Below are 20,873 nucleotides of genomic sequence, written 5' to 3'. Positions count from 1 at the left end.
TTGCGTGCGTTTTTAGTAAGCGATTCCGACAGGTTACTCAGTCCAGCGTAAGCCCGGCGTGCGCCAGCAGCCTGCGAAACACCGCCAGGCGCGCGTCGCCGGTCTCCGCCAGCCGTTCGCAGACATGGAGGTATTTAGGCATATCGCTGTGTCCGCGCAGCGCATCCTTGCACTCCCGCTCGGAGATCTCCAGGTGGACGCCGGTGAGCACCACGAGGCCCTTGCCAACGCGTGAACTGACGATGGCGGGCGGCGTGCCGTCGATACCCGCATAGACGGCCAGGATCTCGGTGTCGGGAGCGGGTGCATCGCCGAAGTCAAAGCGGCAGCCGCCATGGTAGTGCGTATAGAGCGACATCGGGACAATGGTCAGCCGGTCCGTGGTCCGCAGTTCCACCGCGGCCGTGGTCTGCGGCGTGCCGTCATAGAGCCTACCGCCGGTAAGTTCGGGTAGCGAGCCGACTGCCACCGCATTGACAAAGCTCAGTTCGCGCGGGCCGCAGATTGCGCCCCTGGTGCCGGCATGAAACGCCAGTTCCCGGCACGCGTAGTACGCGCCTGCGCAAATCCCGAGGTAGGCGCCACCCTGCTCGACGTAATGCCGGATGCGCGCGTTCGGGGCGCCGTTCAGCAATGCGCAATAGGGAAGGTCGGCACCACCCGGCATGACAAACAGCACCGCCTCATCAAACAGCGTGGCGTCGTGCCGGATGTCGTCCGCCATTACCGCGCGGATTTCATAGGCGCCGGCAAGGAGTTGGTGCCCGATGGTCCGCATCAGGCATGCGGTCCAGTCGGAAGCGCCGGCGTCGACATAGGTCAGGATCTGGGGCCTTGGCATGCCTGCATCCGTTTTTGTAGTTTTCCAACTTTAACCCTTCCGGATAGCAAATTCCAAGTCGGAATCGTGACTCTTGATCCGCGTGCAACTTCTTTCGGGTTGTGGTTTCAGCACGGCGGAATTTGGAGAACCATGGTACGCGCAGGTAGTTCGAATTGAGACTGCTCCCAATGAAGGAACTTTGCATGCCTGGCAAGCAGGCGCCGCGCGGTGTTGTAGTCGGGCGGATCGACTGGCTTGCCCCCGCGCACAGGCCCTTCTGAAGAAGCGGTCTCATAGCAACGAACCACGTCCATGGCGTCATTCACCTGTTGCCCGTCAGGCGTGAACGCAGCGTGTATCGATGCGACCTGAGAAGGGTACACAGTGCATTTCGCTTTAATGCCGATACGGCGGGCCCAGCCAAGATCCGCCGAAAGCGCCGCGGGATCCCGATAGTTGAAAGGGCAGTCGATCGGCACGCAGCCGGCGGCAATGCAGTCCACCAGGAACCGCGCGCGGACGTGATGCAGTTCCGCGCCGTCAGGTCCGCGAACGGCATCGAGGTCGGCGCTCAAGTCTTCGGCCGCCAGCAGGCATGCACTAACGCGCTTGCTGGCTGTCAGGATGGTGCCAGCGGCAACAATGCCTCGCGCCGACTCTAGCGTAGGGACGATTTCAGTTTGTCCCGCAGGCAGGTCCAGTTCACGTTCCAGAGCAGTGATTTCCTGATCGAGTTGCAGGATCTGAGCAGCCGTCTCGGCATGCGGGAGAAAGATGACGGCTGGTGCGCCCGCCATGACATTGCGGAGATCGGTCAGACCATCGCCGTCCAGCTTGTTGATTCGCACGGCCCCGACAACATCTCGAGCCCGGCACTCGTCCATGAGGGCGACAATGCGGACACGCGCAGCAGGGCGATCCTCAGCTCGCGTGAATTCTTCCAGATCGGCGACCAGCACGTCGGCGCCGCTCTCCAGACCTTCGCGCTGACGTATCGGATCCAGCCCGGGGACGAAGAGCCAGCTACGTCGGAGTTCGGACGGCCGCAGTGGGCGTGAGGGGACGCTATGTACCTGACGCTTCATGATGGTTTCAGGTGATCGTGGATGGAGAACACTCAGTAACCGCGGCTCACGTCCACCACGTTGTATAGAGGCTCGTCACTCAGCAACTGGCGGACATTTGCCGCTACCTGCGAGCCAATGGTTTCCGCGCTTGCCACCGAAGCCATGTGCGGAGTGATGATGACATTTGGCGCCCGCCACAACGCATCACCTTGTGGCAATGGCTCTTGCGGAAAGACGTCGAGAATCGCGCCGGAGAGCTGCCCTGTTCTCAGGGCGGCCATGACGTCCTCGGCAACGAGATGCTCGCCACGACCGACGTGGATGAGCTTTGCGCCATGAGGCAACATGGCTAGTGTTTGCCTGTTAAGAATGCCGCGGGTCAGCTCGGTGAGTGGCAGCAGGCAGACCAGGATTTCCGTGTCCCGCAGGAATGCACCGAATTCGCCTTCGCCGCTGAATATTTCGACCCCTGGAAGATCTCGCGCGCTGCGCGCCCAGCCGCGGACCGAAAATCCGATGCGCCTGAGGTCCTGGGCGACTCGGCTGCCGATTTCTCCGAGCCCCATGATCCCCACGCGGCAGTCCGACGCCTTCCTTTGCTCGGGCCGATACCAGGTTTCCGCGGGCTGGTTCGCCATGACGACATCGAGTTGCCGGAGGTAATGCAATGCCCCCCATGTTACGAACTCGCTCATGCCTTGGGCGTGGCCCGGATCGACAACCCGGCAGACGGGTGCATCGGGGAGCGTCGGATCGGAGATGATGTTGTCAACCCCGGCCGCCATGCTGTGGATAAGCCGCAGCCGCGGAAGATCGGCCAGAGCGCCAGCGGGCGGATTCCAGCAGACCGCGACTTCCGCGTCTGCGGTACCTTTGTCGCCATACATCAGCACGCGAAGCTCGGGTGCGGCACGTCGGATGGCGGGTGCGAGGTGTGACATGTCGTAGTCACGGCTGATCAGAACAACGGTGGTCATTGCAAACAGAATCGAGATATGAGTGCCGCCCGGCCAGGCCGGGCGAGCTTGGGTGGTGCCTGGCGTTCAGATGTCCAGGGCCAGGACCAGGACTTTGCTGGCATGTTCTCCAGACCGCAGGCGATCGAGCATTGCGGGCTCGGCGCGATCTGACGCTAGCGCGGCTTCGATGACGTCCGCCGCGACTTGCGGGGCCAGGAAGACAACGCCGTTGTCGTCGGCCAGGACAAGATCTCCCGGATTGACGGTGACACCCCCGCAGACCACCGGCTGGCCGATTTCGCTGTCCGGGGCGCCTAGTCGCTTGGTGGTGAGGGCGGTCGTGCCTCGCGCGAACACGGGCAGCCCCATCGCACGCAGTTCGACGAGGTCCGTGACTACGCCGTCGACAACGACGCCCTTTGCTCCTGCACACAGGATGGCGGTGCCGGTGACCGCGCCGATGCAGGCATGCGCATGGTCGTTGCCGGCTTCAACGACAAGGACGTCGCCGTCGGTCAGGCGGGCAATGGCCTGGTTCACGGCGATGGCATCCGGCGCTGCAAGCCGCAGCGTGAGTGCGCGGCCAACCAGCTTGCTGCCAGGAACCAGTGCACGGATCTTGTAGCTGGCGAAGCCATCCTCGAGAAAGTGACCAAGCGTGGGAAAGCTGACGTCCTCAAGCTGACGCACCAGGGTGGGGTCGATTTTCGTTTTCATGGCGAGGTCCGGATCTGTTATGGCCGGGAGAGGGGATCGAAGTTCAGGAGATCGAGGCACGGGCGCCAGCCTCGGCTGCGGTCGAATTCGCATCCTTCTTCAGCGTTTCAGCCAACATGACCAATGCCAGCGCGGACAGTACTGCGGAGCCGATCATGTACCACGCGACGGACGAACCGCGGCCCGTGGCCGACAGGAGGGCGGTCGTAACGATAGGCGTGGCGGCGCTTCCCAGCAGGCCAGACAGCATGTAGCTGACAGAGAGGCCGGAATACCGCACCTTGGTGCCAAACAGTTCGGCCAGGAATGTGGCAATCGGGCCGTAGTTGGCTGCGAAGGCGGCCATCATCAGCAGGTAGCCAAGCAATGCGAGCGGAAAAACGCGCGTGTCCAGCAGCCAGAACAGCGGGAAAGCGAGCAGGGCTTCGGCGACGATGCCGCCAATGATCACGGGCTTGCGTCCTACCAGGTCCGAAAGTCGTCCGAATACCGGTAGCAGGACGATGCAGAGGGCGCAGGCGATCAGGGCGATGGCGAGCATCTGATTGCGGGAGAAACCCAGCGTTTGCGTGCCGTACGTCAGCCCGAATGCCACGATCAGGTTGAAAGCGGTACCGGTCGACATCGTGGCGACGCCACCCAGCAATACCTGTTTCCAGGACTTCGTCAGCACTTCCGCGAGCGGGACCTTGACCTGTGAGGCCGTGTCCTTCACTTTGCGGAAGGAGGGGGTCTCGGAGGTGTTCAGCCGGATGTAGAGACCAACGCCAACAAGCAGGATGCTCGCCAGGAACGGGATGCGCCAGCCCCACGAGAGCAGTGCTTCATTGGAAAGGACGGCATTGCTGAGCAGGAATGCAAGATTGGCGATCAGTGTTCCCGCGGGGACCCCGATCTGCACCCACGATCCATAAAAGCCTCGCTTGTTGGCCGGTGCATGCTCCACGGCCATCAGCACTGCGCCTCCCCACTCGCCGCCAAGTGCGAGGCCCTGGATGATGCGCAGCGTAAGCAGCAGGATCGGAGCCCAGATGCCAATGGTCTCGTAGTTGGGCAGGAGGCCGATCGCAAACGTTGCCAGCCCCATCATGACCAGCGAAATCAGCAACATCGATTTGCGTCCGACCTTGTCGCCATAGTGCCCGAACAGCGCGGCACCGACCATGCGGGCCAGGTAGGCGGAAGCGAAGGTGCCAAACGCAAGCAGCGTTCCGATCAACGGATCGAAGGCCGGAAAGAAGATCTTGTTGAACACAAGGGCCGAAGCCGTTGCGAACAGGAACAGGTCATACCACTCGACCGTTGTGCCAATGACGCTGGCAACGGCGATCTTCTTCATGTTTGGACTTGGAGGAACTGCTTCCGTGGAAGCGTGGTTGGCGTGGTCTGCGTTCATGAATGTTTTCCAGTGTGGCGCGATCCTGAGGGGGCGATCGCAGTAGAGACAGGCGGGCTGGCTCGGGTGATCAATGCATACCACCCGGGCAGGGCGGTTGCGATGGCGCGTGCATAGGTAAATTGATCTGGTGGTCAGGCCAATTTATCTTAGTTAGTCTGATTGGATGGCGAAATTAGGGATTTCTCTCGGTATTCCGGAAGGGTGGTCAGACCAATATGGGTGCGCGAGCACACTCTGTGGCATATCCAGCAAGAGCTGTGCCACGTAAATTTATGCCCAAAGAGGCACTTAATGCGCGTGCAATGTCGACATGGCAGATGGAAGCGTCGCGAGTGACTCGTCTATCGCGCTTCAAGCCGCACCATTGCAGTGCGAGGCCACGCCTGTTTGGTTTCTTGAGAGGAAAGGGTAAAAGGCTGCCTGTCATCCGTCCGATGGACAGGCAGCAAGGCAGCAATGTGGCCTACTGCTGAATATCTTCCGACAGCCGTGCGCGGATCGCGATCAGGTGAAACGACATCGCGTGGCGGGCCCTGACCGGATCGCGCGCAGTCAGGGCCGCGACGATACGGTCGTGCTCGCCCATCGCCTGTCGCCAGGCGGACTCATCCACGAAGTGCTTGTCGAGACGCTGGTACAACGTGTTGGCCTCGCACAGGTCCCATATGTGCGTGACGACCGACTGCAAGGCGGCGTTGCCGCAGGCCGCTGCGATGGATTCGTGAAAGGCCCGGTCGAAGGCGAAGTTCCTGGCATTCGAAGCCAGGTCCGGCTTCATTTTGCTGCGGGCTTCCTCGATGGCGCCAAGCTGATCGGCGGACGCGTTCTGCGCGGCCAGGGCGGCACATTCCGGCTCGATCAGTGTTCGCGCCTCAAGTAACGCAAACGGGCTTGCCTCGGCGGCGGTGCTTGGCGCATTCGTGGCCAGAGGCGTGCCGTCGGACGGGGCCGGGTATTTTCCTTGTTCCGGCGGCTCCGACACGAACACGCCGCTGCCGACGCGGACTTCGATCAAGCCGCCAATTTCTAACGCAATCAGCGCTTCACGCAGCGTCGAACGGGCGACGCTGAGCTGTTCCGCGAGCTCGCGCTCGGAGGGCAGGCGCTCACCGGGCGCGAACTCGCCGTTGCGGATTTTCTGGGCAATCTGATCTGCGATCAGCCGGTAAAGCCGCTGGGCCGAAACTGCCTGAAGGGACGACATGGCGTAAGACCACCAAAAGTAGACTGATGGTCAGATCAATACCGCAAATATGCGCTTGGTTTCAAGTGTTCCGTGACGTTTGCGCCCCAGCTTTCTGGTCCCGAGGCCCAGTGGTCAGTCCAGTCGCATGAATTGCTGCACCGCAATATGGGCGGCAACCTTTATCGCCGGGTCGTGTGCCGCGCAGGCTCGACCCGGCAATGCCGACGCTCCGCCTAGTGCAGGCGCGTGCCCGCACCGAGCAGCCGCTCCAGGCCATGGGACAGCGAAACCACCAGCGCACGACCCCAGCCGTTGATGGCAAGGATGTGGCGGCGATACACCGCGTGGTGCATCAGCGCGGCCAACTTGCCTTCCACATACCAACCCGAAATGCCCCTTGCTGCTGCCAGAGATCCCACGGCGCGCCCACCCGCGAGGGAAATCAGGGACCCGTAGTCGCGGTAGGCAAATGGCTCGACTGCCTTGCCGGACATATGCCGGGGCAATGCTGACTGCAGGTACAGGGCCTGCTGATAGGCAACCTGGGCACGTGTGGGGAGTTCATTCGCCCCGTTGGTCGGCCTGCAGCTTGCGCAATCGCCGATCGCGAAAATGTTGTCGTCATCGAGACTTTGCAGCGTCGAGCCCACGCGCGCCTGTCCCTTCTCGTTGACAGCAAGGCCGAAGGTGGCGATTTGCGGCGGGGCGGCTACGCCGGCGGCCCAGACCACGATGTCGGCATCCACGTAATTGCTGCCGTCAAGCGTTAGCCCGCCTGCGGTGACGGACGTTACCTTTTGGCCAGTGGCAACACGTATGTTCATCTTCGTTAGCTGCCGGGCAACACGCGAGGCAAGTTCCCTGTCCATACCGGGGAGGATGGTCGGGGACGCTTCCAGCACGGAGATGTCCACATCACGGACGGGATCCAGGCGATGAACCCCGTAGCGATTCAGAACCCGGGTGGTTCGTCGCAACTGGGCGGCCAACTGTACCCCGGTCGCTCCGGCCCCGACGATGGCGACCCGGACCTGCGGTGGCCGCGCCTGGGGTGCCGCGGCAGCGCGTGCGCAGGCACGGCGCAACGTCGCGTGCAGGCGCTCGCGCACCTGCTCTGCGCTGCTGACGCTGTCCAGCGCCAGCGCATGCTCGCGCGCCCCGGGCACGCCAAAGTACTGCGTGACGCCGCCCACGGCGAGAACCAGCTTGTCATATGCGATGGCCTGCAGCGTGGCCCCGGTGCCATCACCCGTGCCACCTGTCGCTACCGAGATGACCCGGCCGGTGCGGTCCAGCGAGGCAAGCTCACCCTGAACAAAATGGAAGTGATTACGTTCCGCCTGCAGGGCAAACGAGGTGTGGTGAACGGTGGGCTCGACCCGGCCAGCCGCGACTTCGTGCAGGAGCGGCTTCCAGAGATGCGTTGGGCTGCGGTCGACGAGAACTACCCTGGCACGCCGCTTCTTGCCAAGCGTGCGGCCAAGACCAATGGCGACTTGCAAGCCGGCGGCGCCGCCGCCGACGATAACGATGGTTTTCATGGAGGCCTGTACGTGATGACGGGGAATCAGCCTACGGCCGTGGCCGTTGCATATGAGGCGCGAAACGGGACTGGCGTGGCGCGCGAAGCCTGGGTGATCTCCGCAAGCATTTCCAGTACATCGCTTCCCCGCAAGGGCATGCCGTTGTTGTCCGGATGCGAGATGCAAGCACCTGATGCCCCCGTCAGCGAATCGCCCCGCGCCGACAAGCAGATCGAATGCATGCCGATTCCTTGCGCAGCTTCCAGGCTGCGTTCGGTCGCTGTCACAAGCAGCGCGCGGTGCGCCGGCACGGCGGCCGTGCGCAGGATCAGGTGGTAGAGCTCGGCTTCCGTGTCCTGGTCAGACAACGCATCGGCGGTCGCCACGACAGCGAACTGGTCGGCCCAGTCGCGGCCAATGGCACTTTCCATCAGTGCACAGACCATGCGGGAAGAGAGGGTGGAAGCCAGTGCAAGTCGTACGCCGTTGCGCTCCGCTCCGTCCATCACTGCCAAGGCCTGCTCACGAATGTGCAACCGGCGTTCGGAGCACGCCGCCACGTAGGCGTTCTCATAGGCCCGCAGCAGAGAATCAAAATGGGAGCGAGCGAGCTCCCCCTTTGCGGAGCGAGCGTTGTGACGAAGCTGATTGTAGCTACCAGCATCTGCGCTGACCGCAGCCCCGGAATGCAGATCGTCGGTGCCACTCGTGCATTCTTGCACGGCACCTCCGAGGCGCTCCTCATGCAGGTCATCACGCTGAAACAGGGCGTCGTCTACTGTCAGTACAAGCAGTTCTAGTGCCATTGCCTACCTCATTGTCGGCGCCATTGCCGTGGGGGCTGGCGCGCATTGCGTTTCGGTCGGGACCACTATAAGGTAGGCGGCCCATACTGAAAAATTGGTTAATAAAACCATCCCATTGGTTTTTTGATATGAATCGAACCACCACGTTTCGCCAGTTGAATGCGATCGATGCCATTGCCCGCCTGGGTGGCGTGTCGCGGGCCGCCGAAGAACTGCATCTGACGCAACCCACTGTGTCCCTGCAGGTGCGGATGCTAGAGCAGGCGACTGGGACGCCGCTCGTGCAAAGAGTTGGCCGAGGCATGCAGTTGACCCCGGCCGGGGAGGTGATGGCTGGCTACGCCGGCCAGATCCTGCGACTCTGGCGCGACGCGGTCGAGGAAGTGGCTGCGCTCAAAGGTGATATCGCCGGCACGCTGCGGGTGGGCGCGATCACGACAGCGGAGTACCTGCTGCCGCCAATGCTGGTGGCGTTCACCGAGGAACGGCCCGAGGTGAAGATCAAGCTAAACGTCGGAAACCGCGAGGAGATCATCCGGATGCTGGCCATGCACGAGATCGACCTGGCGATCATGGGCCGGCCGCCGACAGAGATGCGGACGCACGCGACGCCATTTGCGAAACACCCGATGGCGTTCATTGCAGCACCGGACCACCCGTTGATGACGCGCAGGAGCGTGACACTGCATGACCTGATGGACGCGAACCTGCTGGTGCGGGAGCGGGGCTCCGGTACGCGCAATACAGTCGAGCGCTTATTCCGGGAGGCAGGGCTGCGGCTCCCGCTCGGATCGGAGTTGTCCAGCAACGCGGCGATCAAGCGAATGGTTGCGGCCAAGCTGGGTGTGGCATTTCTTTCGCTGCACGCCTGCACGCTGGAGTTCCAGGCGGGCCTGATCGGCGTGCTGCCGATAAAGAACAACCCGATCGAGCGCGACTGGTATGTGATGCATCTCCCCGGCGTGCGCCTGCCCCGCGTTGCGGCGGCGTTCCGCGCGTTCCTGATCGACCATGGGCAGGCGGAGATCACACGGCAACTTGAGACCTTTGACGGAATCCTGAGCCGCCTGCATGCGCGGCTCGCGCGCCAGCGTCGCGACCAGCGCGCGAGGAAGCAGGCGAGGGCATGACGCCGCGCTCCTGCCAGCGGCCGCTGGTGCCAATCGGTGCAGGCCTGATGGAGCCAATCAGCATTGCGCGTGTCTCGACCACCATCAGGCCCCGCTCCAGGCTTCCCGGTTGATCCAGTTGGTGCCCTGGCGCGGCGCGGCATGGATGCGCGCCATGTGTTCCAGGGCGGGCTCTATGACCTCGGCCAGTTTCAGGAACGATGGTTCGATGGTTTCCTCAGGCACGCAGGCATAGCCAAGCAGCAGACCACGGCCTTCGGGCGTCTCGCTGGCGTAGTAGCGCGAGAGCGGGCGTGCGATCAGGCCCTGGGTGCGCGCGGCCATGCTGATGCCCAGGTCATCCGATTCCGGCGGCAGATGCATGACGAGGTGAAGGCCGGCCTCCTGGGTCGAGGTGGGCCAGTCGCTGCCGAAGTGGCGCGCAATCGATTCCCGGAGCAGGCCCTGGCGCGACGCATAGCGTTTGCGGATGCGGCGGATGTGGGCCGCGTAGTGGCCTTCGTCAATGAAATCGGCCAATACCGCTTGCTGGATGAGTTGCCCTTCGCGATAGAGCTCTGACAGGCCCGCGGCGAAATGCCCGGCCAGGGGCTTGGGCAGCACCATGAAGCCCATGCGCAAGCCCGGGAACAAGGTCTTTGAGAAAGTGCCGACGTAGATCACCCGTTCATGGCTGTCGAGGCCTTGCAGCGAGGCGAGCGGGCGGCCCTCGAAGCGGAATTCGCTGTCGTAGTCGTCCTCGATGATCCAGACGCCGCGTTGCCGCGCATATTCGAGCAACATGCGCCGGCGCGACAGGCTCATGACAGTGCCGAGCGGATACTGGTGCGACGGAGTCACGAAGATAAAGCGGGGCGGGTTCTGCAGCGTCTCGGCGTCAGGCGCAATGCCTTCGGCGTCCAGCGGAATCGGTATCGGCTCGATGCCGGAACTCTTCAGCAGGCTGCGCGCCCCCCAGTAGCCCGGATCTTCCATCCATGCGGTATCGCCGACGTCGCCGAGCAGGCGTGAGATCAGGTCGATGGCCTGGTGGATGCCCGTGGTCACGACAATCTGCTCCGGATCGCAATTGACCGACCGGACCAGCCGCAGGTGTTCGGCAAGCACGCGACGTAGATTTGCGTGCCCCGTATGTGAATAAGTCAGCATTTCCGGCTTGGGCGAGCGCCAGTGCTTGTTAAGCAGGCGTGCCCAGGTGGCATGCGGGAACAGCGAGACGTCCGGCACCCCTGGGACGAACGCGCCCCATTGCTTGTCCGAGACCCCCGCGTGGGAGACCAGATGCTGCCCCCGGCGCGACAGGGTGTGGCGGCTGGGTGTCTGCTGCGCCGCAATCCCCTCCATGGGGCCGCTTCGCACGATTCCTGAGCCCTCTGCACTATGGTCGGGAGTGGTGTGAGACACGAAGGTGCCACTTCCAACGGATGCCGTCACATAGCCCTCTGCCAGCAACTGCTCATAGGCATACAGGACCGTGTTCCGCGAGATACCCACCTCCTGCGACAGCAGCCGCGAGGCCGGTAGTTTGCTGCCTGCAGGGAGGGTCCCGGTGAGGATGGCCTGCCGGATGATCTCGTAGATCTGCCGGTTCATATGGTTGCCGGCTGCCAGCGCCGAACCGTCTTGGGGGCGTTCGAGTCGCTGCAGAAGAAGATCGGAAAGAATGGATTCTTTCAAAGTGGTACCTGCATAAAAGTGAGATGTGGCTCTATGTATGGTACCAAGATTAGGCTATTTTTCGTCCATCGATAGAGGAATCGCTTCGCCTGACAAGCGAGCACAGAGATGGAGACCCCCATGGAAGACGCAGGCCTGCTGAATCGCCAGACGCCGGTGCTTTCGACCGAACAGATCGGCAGCGCGGTTCGCGCGCTTACCGCCGACATGGTCGAGATGCTGTCTGCCTTCGTCGCTGCACCGAGCCCGTCGGGGCAAGAGCAGCCTGCGGCAGCGTTCATGGAAGCGGCGTTGCATGACCTTGGCCTGCAATCGGAACGTATCCACCTGAATTCCTCGGCGCTCGAGTCCCTCCCCTTGTTTTCGCCGCCTTGCTGCCCCGATGGCGGCAGGTACAACCTCCTAGCCACGCACCGGCCCGCCGGCAAGGGCGGCCGCTCGGTCCTGTTCAACGGCCACCTGGATGTCGTCCCGACGGGGCCCGAAGCCATGTGGACGCGCGCGCCTTTTTCCCCGTATGTGGAGGATGGCTGGCTGTTCGGCCGCGGCGCGGGCGATATGAAGGGCGGGATCGTCTGTGCGCTGACCGCGTTCAGGGCCCTGCGCGCGCTTGGTGTCCAGCCGGCAGGTGCGGTCGGGTTCAATGCCGTCCTGGAAGAAGAGAGCACCGGCAATGGCGCGCTCGCCACGGTGAGCGCGCTGCAGAGCGCGGTGGGCGCCGGCAAGCTGTCGTCGTTCGACGCCGTCATCATTCCCGAGCCGCTGGGAGAAAGCCTGGTCAGCGCCCAGGTCGGTGTGTTCTGGATGAATATCGAGATCACGGGCCATCCGGCGCACGCCGCATACATGACCGCCGGCGCCAGCCCCATCGAGGCGGCCATGGCCGTGATCAATGGCCTGCGCGAACTCGAGGCGTTCTGGAACCTGCCCCAGAATCGCCACCCGGCCTATCGCGACCACGCACAGCCGATCAACTTCAACATCGGCCAGATCCACGGCGGCGAATGGAACTCTTCCGTGCCGTGTACCTGCACGCTCGGCGTGCGCATTGGCTTCTACCCGGACATGGATGTGAACGAGGCCAAGTCGCTGGTCGAAGCCTGCGTCATGCGCGCGGTGCAGCGGCTCGGCGGCAGGCTGGCCGTCAAGATCGGCTACCAGGGCTTTCACGCGCCAGGCTGTGAATTCGATCTGGACGTCCCCAGCATGCAGACGCTGGCAGACGCGTTCCGCAAAGTCTATGGCGAGCCCGTGCGGCGCGTGGCGACCACCGCGACGACCGACGCCCGTCACTTCCGGCTCATGCTCGACACGCCCGTCACGTGCTTCGGTCCGCTCGCACGCAACATCCACGGCATCGATGAATCGGTGTCGATCGAGAGCATGGTCCGCGTGGCGATCACGCTTGCCCAGTTCATCCATGACTGGTGCGGCGTCGAGCCACTGGCCAGTGCCTGACCCCGATACCGATAAAACAGACCGCGCCCAGCGCGCGGCATCTCTCCAGCAGTTGTTCCAGCACACATTCCTCCTCTACTCAAGGAACTGAACAATGAAACACGTCACCCAACGCCTTCTGCCGGGCGCGCTGTCGACGGCGGTAGCAATTGCTGGCTTTTCCATCCTCATGGGCAGCGCCATGGCCCAGACCAAGGGCGGCACCTTGTCAGGCATCGTGCAGCCTGAGCCCCCGGTGCTCGTCAGCGCGATCAACTCGCAGGCGCCCACGCAGTACGTGGCGGGCAAGATCTACCAGAGCCTGCTGACCTATGGCCCGGATCTCAAGCCGCGTCCCGAACTGGCAAAGTCCTGGAAGATCTCGCCGGATGGCCTCACCTACACGTTCGAACTCCAGAACGGCGTGAAGTGGCATGACGGCAAGCCGTTCACTTCGGCGGACGTGGTGTTCTCCATCGACAAGATGCTGCGCGAGGTGCACGTGCGCACACGCGCGGTGATCAACAAGTACGTGGCCTCGGTCCGCGCAGTCAACGACGGTACGGTCGAGATCAAGCTGAAGGAGCCGTTCCCGCCGTTCATCTCGATGTTCGAGGCGGGGACGATGCCGATGATGCCCAAGCACATCTACGACGGCACCGACTACCGCAACAACCCGGCCAACCAGAAGCCTGTCGGCACCGGTCCGTTCATGTTCAAGGAATGGAAGAAGGGCGCCTATATCAAGCTGGCCAGGAACCCGAGCTACTGGAAGAAGGGCAAGCCGTATCTGGACGAGATCGTCTTCTATGTGATTCCGGACTCGGCATCGCGGGCGGTGGCCTTTGAAAAGGGCGACGTCCAGGTGCTGCGCGGCGGCGACGTAGACAACGTCGATGTCAAGCGTTTGCGGGCGCTGCCCAAGGCGGAGTACACCACCAAGGGTTGGGAGATGTTTTCGCCCATGTCCACCATGCTGATGAACGAGCGCAAGCCGCCGTTCAACAACGTCAAGGTGCGCCAGGCGGTAATGCATGCCCTCAATCGCAAGATGATCGTCAGCAATATCTTCTTCGGCATGGGGAAACCCGCGATCAGCCCCTTTGCGTCCGCCACGATGTTCTTCGACAAGAGCACGCCGGAATATGACTTCAATCTCAAGAAGTCGCGCGAGCTGATCAAGGAATCCGGCGTCAATGTCGGCCAGTATCCGATCAAGATCCTGTCGACCTCTTACGGCGCGAACTGGGACCGCCTCGACGAATACATCAAGCAGATGCTGGAGCAGATCGGCTTCAAAGTCAGCATCGAATCTGCCGACGCCGGTACCTGGTCCAGCCGCGTCAGCAACTGGGATTTCGACCTGACGGTCACCTACAGCTACCAGTATGGCGATCCGGCGCTTGGCGTGGAGCGGCTCTACGTGACCCGGAACATCGTGAAGGGCACGCCGTTCGCGAACGTCCAGGGCTACAGCAACCCGCAGGCCGACGAGCTGTGGGCAAAGGGAAGTGCGGCACTCGATCCCGCCGAACGCCAGAAGTACTACTCGGAAGTGCAGCAGGTGCTGGTCCGGGACGTGGCCATCGGCAACCTGTTCGAACTTGAGTTCCCGACGCTGTACCGGAAGAACGTGAAGAACCTCGTCACCTCCGGCATCGGCCTGAACGAGACCTTTGACAGCGTCTCCATCGAGAAAGACTAAGTCGGGACCTGGCCCGGCCGCCAGTCCAGCCGGACTGTCGGCCCGGTGCCGGAAATGGAGTCAGCCATGAAGTTCCTTTCATTCCTGCTCGCACGCCTTGGCAAGGCAGCCATCGTCGTGCTGGGCGTCGTCATTATCAATTTCTTCCTGATCCGCATGGCGCCGGGCGATCCCGCGACTGTGCTGGCGGGTGAGGCCGGAGCGGGCGATGCCGCCTTCGTCAGCCAGTTGCGCGACCAGTTCGGACTGGACAAGCCGGTGCTGACGCAGCTTGGCATTTACCTGAAGGGGGTCGCACACCTCGATCTGGGCTATTCCTACCGCAATCACCTGCCTGTGCTCGACCTGATCGTGGACCGGCTGCCGGCCACGTTCCTGCTGATGAGCAGCGCATTCCTGTTCTCCATCATGCTGGGCGTGTTCCTGGGCGTGGTGGCTGCGCGAAGCCGCTATGAGAACCGTCATCGCTGGATCGACAGCACGGTCATGTCGGGGGCGCTCCTGCTCTATGCCACGCCTTTGTTCTGGCTGTCGCTGATGGCCATCATCCTGTTCTCCGTGGTGCTGGGCTGGCTGCCGGCCTTTGGCATGGAGAGCATCGGGGCGGGCTACACCGGCCTCGCGCGGGTGCAGGACGTGGCGCTGCACCTGATCCTGCCAACGCTGTCGCTGGGCTGCTTCTTCATGGCGGTCTATGTGCGGCTGACGCGTGCCTCGATGCTGGAAGTCATCGGCATGGACTTCGTCAAGACCGCCCGCGCGAAGGGTGTGCCGCCGCGGCGCGTGATCCGGGTCCATGTGTTGCGCAATGCGCTGCTGCCGGTCATCACTTTCGCCGGCATCCAGCTCGGGCAGATGGCCGGAGGCGCGGTGCTGACGGAAACGGTGTTCTCCTGGCCCGGCATCGGCCGCCTGATGTTCGATGCGCTGCTGCAGCGCGACTATCAGTTGCTGCTGGGCATCTTCTTTGTCACCTCGGCGCTGGTTGTGTTCTTCAACCTGCTGACGGACCTGATTTACCGGTTTATCGACCCCCGCATCTCGATGGGCGGTCAGGGAGCACCGGCATGACAGCCTTTCTGAAACGATATTGCCGCAACTATGGTGCGGTAGCGGGACTTGCCGTGCTGCTGGCGGTCATTGCCTTTGCCTTCCTGGCCCCGGTGCTGTACGAGGAGTCGCCCTGGCTGATGGTGGGGGAACCACTGGTGAAGCCGTTTGCCGAGTCTTCGTACCCCTTCGGTACCGACATGCTCGGCCGCGACATCACCGCCGGACTGCTGTACGGCGCTCGCGTGTCGCTGCTGGTAGGCGTGATCTCCACCGCCGTGGCGCTGGTGCTCGGGATCCTGGTCGGCTCGGTCGCCGGCTATTGCGGCGGCCGCGTGGACGATGCGCTGATGCGCTTCACGGAGTTCTTCCAGACCATTCCGCAACTGGCCATGGCCGTGGTCATCGTCGCCATCTTCAACCCGACCATCGTCTCCATCGTGGCCGCCATCTCGGTGGTGTCTTGGCCACCGGTGGCGCGCCTGGTGCGTGGCGAGTTCCTGACGCTCAAGCAACGGGAATTCGTGCAGGCGGCCGTCGTGATCGGCCAGAAGCCGCTGCGCATCATCCTGACGCAGATCCTGCCGAATGCCATGTCGCCCATCATCGTGTCGGCATCGTTCATGGTGGCCACGGCGATCCTGACCGAGTCGGCGCTTTCCTTCCTCGGACTCGGCGACCGCAACATGATGAGCTGGGGCTTCATGATCGGCGCGGCGCGGACCATGATTCGCGAAGCCTGGTGGATGAGCGTCTGGCCCGGCGTGGCGATCCTGCTGACCGTCCTGTCCATCAACCTGATTGGCGAGGGCCTGAACGACGCCATGAATCCGCAACTGCGTCGCCGCGGCGAGTAAGGATACGAGGAGCCAAGTCATGCAAGCCAACGACAAGACACCACTGGTCTCGATCCGCAATCTCTCCATCGCGCTGCCTGCCGGCGGGGATCGCGCTTACGCCGTCCAGGACATCTCATACGATCTTCGCGCGGGCGAGATCCTCTGCATCGTCGGGGAGTCCGGCTCGGGCAAGTCCATGAGCGCCAACGCCATCATGGGACTGCTGCCCGGCTACCTGAAGCCGCAGGGCGGCAAGATCCACTTCCAGGGCAAGGACCTGCTGACCCTGGACGAGGCCACCTTGCTTGCCATGCGCGGCAAGGAGATGGCGATGGTGTTCCAGGAGCCGCTGTCGGCGCTGAACCCGGTGATGACCGTGGGCGACCAGATCGCCGAGGTCATGGCGGTCCACAATGCCAACCCGGGTGCCGCGCGCGAGCGGCGGGTACTGGAACTGCTCGAATTCGTCGGACTGCCCGATCCCGCGACGCTGCGGCACAGCTACCCGTTCCGCCTGTCCGGCGGCCAGCGCCAGCGCGTGGTGATTGCCATGGCACTCGCGCTCGAGCCGAGCCTGCTGATTGCCGACGAGCCGACCACGGCGCTCGATGTAACCACGCAAGCCCAGATCCTCGCGTTGATCAAGCGCATCCAGAAGGAGAAGGGCATGGGCGTGATGTTCGTGACGCACGATTTCGGCGTGGTGGCGGAGATTGCCGATCGCGTCGCGGTGATGGAGAAGGGCGTGCTGGTCGAATGCGGGACGGCGCAGCAGGTGCTGAACCATCCGCAGCATCCCTATACGCGCCGCCTGATCGGCGCCGTGCCGCACGGCCGCGCGCAAGAGCGCGGACAGGCTGCGGCGGAGACCGTGCTGGAAGTGCGCGACTTGCGCAAGACGTACAGCTCCGGCGGTGGGATCTTCGCCAGGAAGCGTGTGGTGAACGCCGTGGATGGCGTTAGCTTCAGCGTGCGGCGCGGCGAAACCCTCGGCATCGTCGGCGAATCCGGCTCCGGCAAGTCGACGATCGGCAAATGCCTGCTTCGGCTGACCGATATCGACGGCGGCCAGTTGATGTTTGACGGCCAGGATATCGCGCGCCTCTCCGAGCGGCAGTTCCGACCGCTGCGCAAGGACGTGCAGATGATCTTCCAGGACCCGTTCGCTTCCCTGAACCCGCGCCACACCGTCGGCCGCATCATCACTGACGGACCAGTCGCGAACGGCATGCCGTACCAGCAGGCCCAGGCCCGCGCACGCGAACTGCTGCAACTGGTCGGGCTGGAGCCGTCGGCGTTCGACCGCTACCCGAACCAGTTCTCGGGTGGCCAGCGCCAGCGCATCGGCATCGCACGGGCCCTGGCGCTGGAGCCCAAGCTGCTGGTCGCCGACGAATCGGTGTCTGCGCTCGACGTATCGGTGCAGGCACAGGTCCTGGAGCTGCTGGCTGCGCTGCAGAAACGCCTGAACATCGGGCTCATCTTTATCACGCACGACCTGCGCGTTGCGGCGCAGATCTGCCAGCACGTGGTCGTCATGCACAAGGGCCGCGTCGTCGAGTCCGGGCCACCGGCACAGATCTTCGACGCGCCGCGGCACGACTACACGCGGCGCCTGATCGGCGCGATCCCCGGCAAGACGTGGGACCCGACGCTGATACGGAGCGCCGCATAGACGCCTTCACGCAAGCCGCCCGAATGAGGATTCCCGGCCGCTGGTGCCTGGCACCGGCGGTCTCACAAAAAGATGAGGGGCCAATACCCAATACCCCCGCACAGTCACAGCACCACCTAAATCTATGGAGTATGAAATGAAGAATGCCGATCTGGTTCGCCGCAAGGACGCCGCTACCCCGCGCGGTGTCGGCGTGATGTGCAACTTCTACGCGGAGCGTGCCGACAACGCGGAGCTCTGGGATGTGGAGGGCAAGCGCTATATCGACTTTGCCGCCGGCATCGCGGTGCTGAATACCGGCCACCGCCATCCCCGCCTGCTGAAGGCCGTGCAGGAGCAGATGGACCGCTTTACCCATACCGCCTACCAGATCGTTCCCTACGCCAGCTATATTGAGCTGGCGGAGAAGATCAACCAGCGTGCGCCGGGCCAGTGGGCCAAGAAGACGGCCTTCTTCACCACCGGCGCCGAGGCGGTCGAGAACGCCATCAAGATCGCCCGCGCCGCCACCGGCCGTCCCGGCGTTGTGGCGTTCTCGGGCGGCTTCCACGGCCGCACCATGATGGGCATGGCGCTGACCGGCAAGGTCGTGCCGTACAAGGTCGGGTTTGGCCCGTTCCCGGCCGAAGTCTTCCACGCGCCGTACCCCTACGCGCTGCATGGCGTCAGCGTGCAGGATTCGCTCAATGCCCTGCAGCAGTTGTTCAAGTCGGATGTGGACCCGAAGCGTGTGGCGGCCATCATCTTCGAACCGGTCCAGGGCGAGGGCGGCTTCAACGTGGCACCTCCGGAATTCGTTCGCGCGCTGCGTGCGATCTGCGACGAACACGGCATCCTGCTGATCGCCGACGAGGTGCAGACGGGTTTTGGCCGAACCGGCAAGCTGTTTGCCATGGAGCACTATGACGTGGCCCCGGACCTGACCACCATGGCCAAGAGCCTGGCTGGCGGCCTGCCGCTGTCGGCAGTGTGTGGCCGTGCAGAAATCATGGATGCGCCCGCTCCGGGCGGCCTTGGCGGTACCTATGCGGGCAACCCGCTCGCCGTGGCCTCCGCGCTGGCCGTGCTGGATGTGCTGGAAAGCGAGAAGCTGGTCGAGCGCGGCACCGCGCTGGGCAATCGCCTGAAGGACAAGCTCGAAGGCCTGAAGTCGCGCGTGCCGGAGATCGGCGAAGTGCGTGGTGTCGGCGCCATGATCGCCGTGGAACTGCGCAAGGCCGATGGCAGCCCGAATCCGGAGTTCACCCGCCAGGTGCAAAGCCGTGCCCTGGAGAAGGGCCTGCTGCTGCTGTCCTGCGGTGTCTATGGCAACGTCATCCGCTTCCTGTTCCCGCTCACCATCACGGATGAAGTGATGGAAGAAGGCCTGAGCATTCTCGCTGACGCCCTGACCAAGTAAGCGTAAAGCCCAAGGAGATCGAGATGAAACTAAAGGATGCGAGCCTGTTGCGTGAGCAGGCGCTGGTCGGCGGTGCGTGGACGGGCGCGGATTCCGGCGCGGTATTCCCGGTCACCAATCCGGCCACCGGTGCAACGATCTGCGCCGTGCCCCGCATGGGCGCCGACGAAACCCGGCGGGCCATCGAGGCCGCGCGCGTTGCCCAGGTTGCGTGGCGAGGCAAGACTGCGCGCGAACGCAGCGCGGTCCTGCGCAAGTGGCACGAGCTGATGCTGGCCAACGCCGACGATCTGGCGTTGCTGATGACGACGGAGCAGGGCAAGCCGCTGGCGGAAGCCCGCGGCGAGGTGGTCTATGCGGCCTCGTTCCTCGAATGGTTTGCGGAAGAAGGCAAGCGTGTCTGCGGCGACGTGCTGCAGACGCCCGCCGGCGACAAGCGCCTGCTGGTGGTGAAGGAGCCCGTGGGCGTCTGCGCGGCAATTACGCCCTGGAATTTCCCGCTGGCGATGATTACGCGCAAGGCCGGCCCGGCACTGGCCGCGGGCTGTGCCATGGTCATCAAACCGGCCGAGGACACGCCGCTGTCTGCGCTGGCGCTGGCCGTGCTCGCCGAGCGCGCCGGTGTCCCCGCCGGTGTGCTGAGTGTGATCACTGGCGAGGCAAGGGCCATCGGCGGCGAGCTGACCGCCAACCCGACCGTGCGCAAGCTTAGTTTTACCGGCTCGACCGAAGTGGGCCGCATCCTGATGCGCCAGTCGGCCGACACCATCAAGAAGCTGTCGCTCGAACTGGGCGGGAACGCCCCGTTCATCGTGTTCGACGATGCCGACCTGGATGCCGCGGTGGAGGGCGCGATTGCCTCCAAGTACCGGAACGCCGGCCAGACTTGCGTGTGCGCCAACCGCCTGTATGTCCACGACAAGGTCTACGATGCCTTTGCGGAGAAGCTCGTTGCCGCTGTGGCGAAGCTGAAGGTCGGCCATGGCGTGGAGCCGGGCGTGCTGCAGGGGCCGCTCATCAATGAAGACGCCGTCGCGAAGGTGGAGTTGCACATTGCCGATGCCGTGGGCAAGGGCGCCCGCGTGCTCGCGGGCGGCAAGCGCCACCGGCTGGGCGGCACTTTCTTCGAGCCGACCGTGCTCGCCGACGTCACGCCGGCCATGCGCGTGGCCAGGGAAGAAACTTTTGGGCCGCTGGCGCCGCTGTTCCGCTTCTCCAGTGACGACGAGGTGATCGCGATGGCCAACGATACCGAGTTTGGCCTGGCATCGTACTTCTTCAGCCGCGAGATCGGCCGCATCTGGCGCGTGGCAGAGGCGCTGGAATACGGCATGGTCGGCATCAACACGGGGCTCATCTCCAACGAGGTCGCGCCGTTCGGTGGCATGAAGCAGTCGGGCCTCGGGCGCGAAGGCTCCCGCTACGGCATTGAAGACTATCTTGAGATCAAGTATCTCTGCATGGGCGGGGTGGATCGCTGA

Annotated in this window: 17 protein-coding genes; 8 read left to right on the top strand and 9 right to left on the bottom strand. The window is 63.6% G+C overall.

Annotated features, from left to right (window positions below; translation table 11 throughout):
* Window positions 1-37 precede the first annotated feature (37 nt).
* The 8 genes from K307_RS15465 to K307_RS47825 form a co-directional block, all read right to left on the bottom strand.
* Entirely contained in the window at window positions 38-841 is an 804-nt protein-coding gene (locus tag K307_RS15465; RefSeq protein WP_042879387.1) for a BPL-N domain-containing protein, read from the bottom strand.
* Window positions 842-948: 107 nt separating this feature from the next.
* Window positions 949-1,908, bottom strand: coding sequence for an HpcH/HpaI aldolase/citrate lyase family protein (locus K307_RS46170; protein ID WP_080745035.1), 960 nt, complete (start codon window positions 1,906-1,908; stop codon window positions 949-951).
* Window positions 1,909-1,940: 32 nt separating this feature from the next.
* Window positions 1,941-2,867 carry a 2-hydroxyacid dehydrogenase gene (locus tag K307_RS15455; protein ID WP_042879384.1) on the bottom strand — a complete coding sequence of 309 codons (927 nt, stop codon included), beginning with the start codon at window positions 2,865-2,867 and terminating at the stop codon, window positions 1,941-1,943.
* Window positions 2,868-2,933: 66 nt separating this feature from the next.
* A complete protein-coding gene (locus tag K307_RS15450) occupies window positions 2,934-3,566 on the bottom strand; it encodes an RraA family protein (protein ID WP_042879382.1) in 633 nt (210 codons plus the stop codon).
* Window positions 3,567-3,609: 43 nt separating this feature from the next.
* Window positions 3,610-4,962: an MFS transporter gene (locus K307_RS15445; protein ID WP_042879380.1), complete on the bottom strand. Its 1,353-nt coding sequence runs from the start codon at window positions 4,960-4,962 to the stop codon at window positions 3,610-3,612.
* 466 nt (window positions 4,963-5,428) lie between these two features.
* Window positions 5,429-6,169, bottom strand: a complete 741-nt coding sequence (locus K307_RS15440) for a FadR/GntR family transcriptional regulator (RefSeq protein ID WP_042879378.1) — start codon at window positions 6,167-6,169, stop codon at window positions 5,429-5,431.
* A 215-nt stretch (window positions 6,170-6,384) separates the two neighbouring features.
* The gene (locus K307_RS15435; protein WP_042879376.1) at window positions 6,385-7,692 is read right to left on the bottom strand and encodes an NAD(P)/FAD-dependent oxidoreductase; all 1,308 of its coding nucleotides are present in this window, start codon (window positions 7,690-7,692) and stop codon (window positions 6,385-6,387) included.
* A gap of 26 nt (window positions 7,693-7,718) precedes the next feature.
* Complete coding sequence (locus K307_RS47825) at window positions 7,719-8,480, bottom strand: hypothetical protein (RefSeq protein ID WP_155301159.1); 762 nt, start codon at window positions 8,478-8,480, stop codon at window positions 7,719-7,721.
* 128 nt (window positions 8,481-8,608) lie between these two features.
* Between K307_RS47825 and K307_RS15420 the strand changes: the two genes are divergently transcribed.
* Window positions 8,609-9,610: a LysR family transcriptional regulator gene (locus tag K307_RS15420; protein ID WP_042879371.1), complete on the top strand. Its 1,002-nt coding sequence runs from the start codon at window positions 8,609-8,611 to the stop codon at window positions 9,608-9,610.
* Window positions 9,611-9,694: 84 nt separating this feature from the next.
* Here K307_RS15420 and K307_RS15415 read toward each other — a convergent pair whose 3' ends face one another.
* On the bottom strand, window positions 9,695-11,287 hold the full coding sequence (locus K307_RS15415) for a PLP-dependent aminotransferase family protein (protein ID WP_042879370.1): 1,593 nt from the start codon (window positions 11,285-11,287) through the stop codon (window positions 9,695-9,697).
* A gap of 120 nt (window positions 11,288-11,407) precedes the next feature.
* Between K307_RS15415 and K307_RS15410 the strand changes: the two genes are divergently transcribed.
* The 7 genes from K307_RS15410 (at window position 11,408) to gabD (ending at window position 20,873) form a co-directional block, all read left to right on the top strand.
* Window positions 11,408-12,745, top strand: a complete 1,338-nt coding sequence (locus K307_RS15410; RefSeq protein WP_042879368.1) for an ArgE/DapE family deacylase — start codon at window positions 11,408-11,410, stop codon at window positions 12,743-12,745.
* Window positions 12,746-12,839: 94 nt separating this feature from the next.
* Window positions 12,840-14,429, top strand: a complete 1,590-nt coding sequence (locus tag K307_RS15405) for an ABC transporter substrate-binding protein (protein ID WP_042879366.1) — start codon at window positions 12,840-12,842, stop codon at window positions 14,427-14,429.
* A gap of 66 nt (window positions 14,430-14,495) precedes the next feature.
* Entirely contained in the window at window positions 14,496-15,500 is a 1,005-nt protein-coding gene (locus K307_RS15400) for an ABC transporter permease (RefSeq protein ID WP_042879363.1), read from the top strand.
* The gene (locus K307_RS15395; protein ID WP_042879362.1) at window positions 15,497-16,336 is read left to right on the top strand and encodes an ABC transporter permease; all 840 of its coding nucleotides are present in this window, start codon (window positions 15,497-15,499) and stop codon (window positions 16,334-16,336) included. The genes K307_RS15400 and K307_RS15395 overlap by 4 nt, the downstream gene beginning before the upstream one ends.
* Entirely contained in the window at window positions 16,308-17,993 is a 1,686-nt protein-coding gene (locus tag K307_RS15390; protein WP_268989217.1) for an ABC transporter ATP-binding protein, read from the top strand. Before K307_RS15395 ends, K307_RS15390 begins: the two co-directional genes overlap by 29 nt.
* 136 nt (window positions 17,994-18,129) lie before the next feature.
* Window positions 18,130-19,392, top strand: coding sequence for a 4-aminobutyrate--2-oxoglutarate transaminase (gene gabT, locus K307_RS15385; protein ID WP_042879360.1), 1,263 nt, complete (start codon window positions 18,130-18,132; stop codon window positions 19,390-19,392).
* A 23-nt stretch (window positions 19,393-19,415) separates the two neighbouring features.
* Entirely contained in the window at window positions 19,416-20,873 is a 1,458-nt protein-coding gene (gene gabD, locus K307_RS15380) for an NADP-dependent succinate-semialdehyde dehydrogenase (protein ID WP_042879357.1), read from the top strand.

It is taken from the genome of Cupriavidus necator A5-1 (assembly GCF_000744095.1).
GTDB lineage: Bacteria > Pseudomonadota > Gammaproteobacteria > Burkholderiales > Burkholderiaceae > Cupriavidus > Cupriavidus necator_A.
This window is presented reverse-complemented; position numbering and strand designations above follow the sequence as displayed.

Coding starts and splice junctions, on each gene's coding strand:
- K307_RS15465 (WP_042879387.1), bottom strand. CDS start 841: ATGCCAAGGCCCCAGATCCTGACCTATGTCGACGCCGGCGCTTCCGAC.
- K307_RS46170 (WP_080745035.1), bottom strand. CDS start 1,908: ATGAAGCGTCAGGTACATAGCGTCCCCTCACGCCCACTGCGGCCGTCC.
- K307_RS15455 (WP_042879384.1), bottom strand. CDS start 2,867: ATGACCACCGTTGTTCTGATCAGCCGTGACTACGACATGTCACACCTC.
- K307_RS15450 (WP_042879382.1), bottom strand. CDS start 3,566: ATGAAAACGAAAATCGACCCCACCCTGGTGCGTCAGCTTGAGGACGTC.
- K307_RS15445 (WP_042879380.1), bottom strand. CDS start 4,962: ATGAACGCAGACCACGCCAACCACGCTTCCACGGAAGCAGTTCCTCCA.
- K307_RS15440 (WP_042879378.1), bottom strand. CDS start 6,169: ATGTCGTCCCTTCAGGCAGTTTCGGCCCAGCGGCTTTACCGGCTGATC.
- K307_RS15435 (WP_042879376.1), bottom strand. CDS start 7,692: ATGAAAACCATCGTTATCGTCGGCGGCGGCGCCGCCGGCTTGCAAGTC.
- K307_RS47825 (WP_155301159.1), bottom strand. CDS start 8,480: ATGGCACTAGAACTGCTTGTACTGACAGTAGACGACGCCCTGTTTCAG.
- K307_RS15420 (WP_042879371.1), top strand. CDS start 8,609: ATGAATCGAACCACCACGTTTCGCCAGTTGAATGCGATCGATGCCATT.
- K307_RS15410 (WP_042879368.1), top strand. CDS start 11,408: ATGGAAGACGCAGGCCTGCTGAATCGCCAGACGCCGGTGCTTTCGACC.
- K307_RS15405 (WP_042879366.1), top strand. CDS start 12,840: ATGAAACACGTCACCCAACGCCTTCTGCCGGGCGCGCTGTCGACGGCG.
- K307_RS15400 (WP_042879363.1), top strand. CDS start 14,496: ATGAAGTTCCTTTCATTCCTGCTCGCACGCCTTGGCAAGGCAGCCATC.
- K307_RS15395 (WP_042879362.1), top strand. CDS start 15,497: ATGACAGCCTTTCTGAAACGATATTGCCGCAACTATGGTGCGGTAGCG.
- gabT (WP_042879360.1), top strand. CDS start 18,130: ATGAAGAATGCCGATCTGGTTCGCCGCAAGGACGCCGCTACCCCGCGC.
- gabD (WP_042879357.1), top strand. CDS start 19,416: ATGAAACTAAAGGATGCGAGCCTGTTGCGTGAGCAGGCGCTGGTCGGC.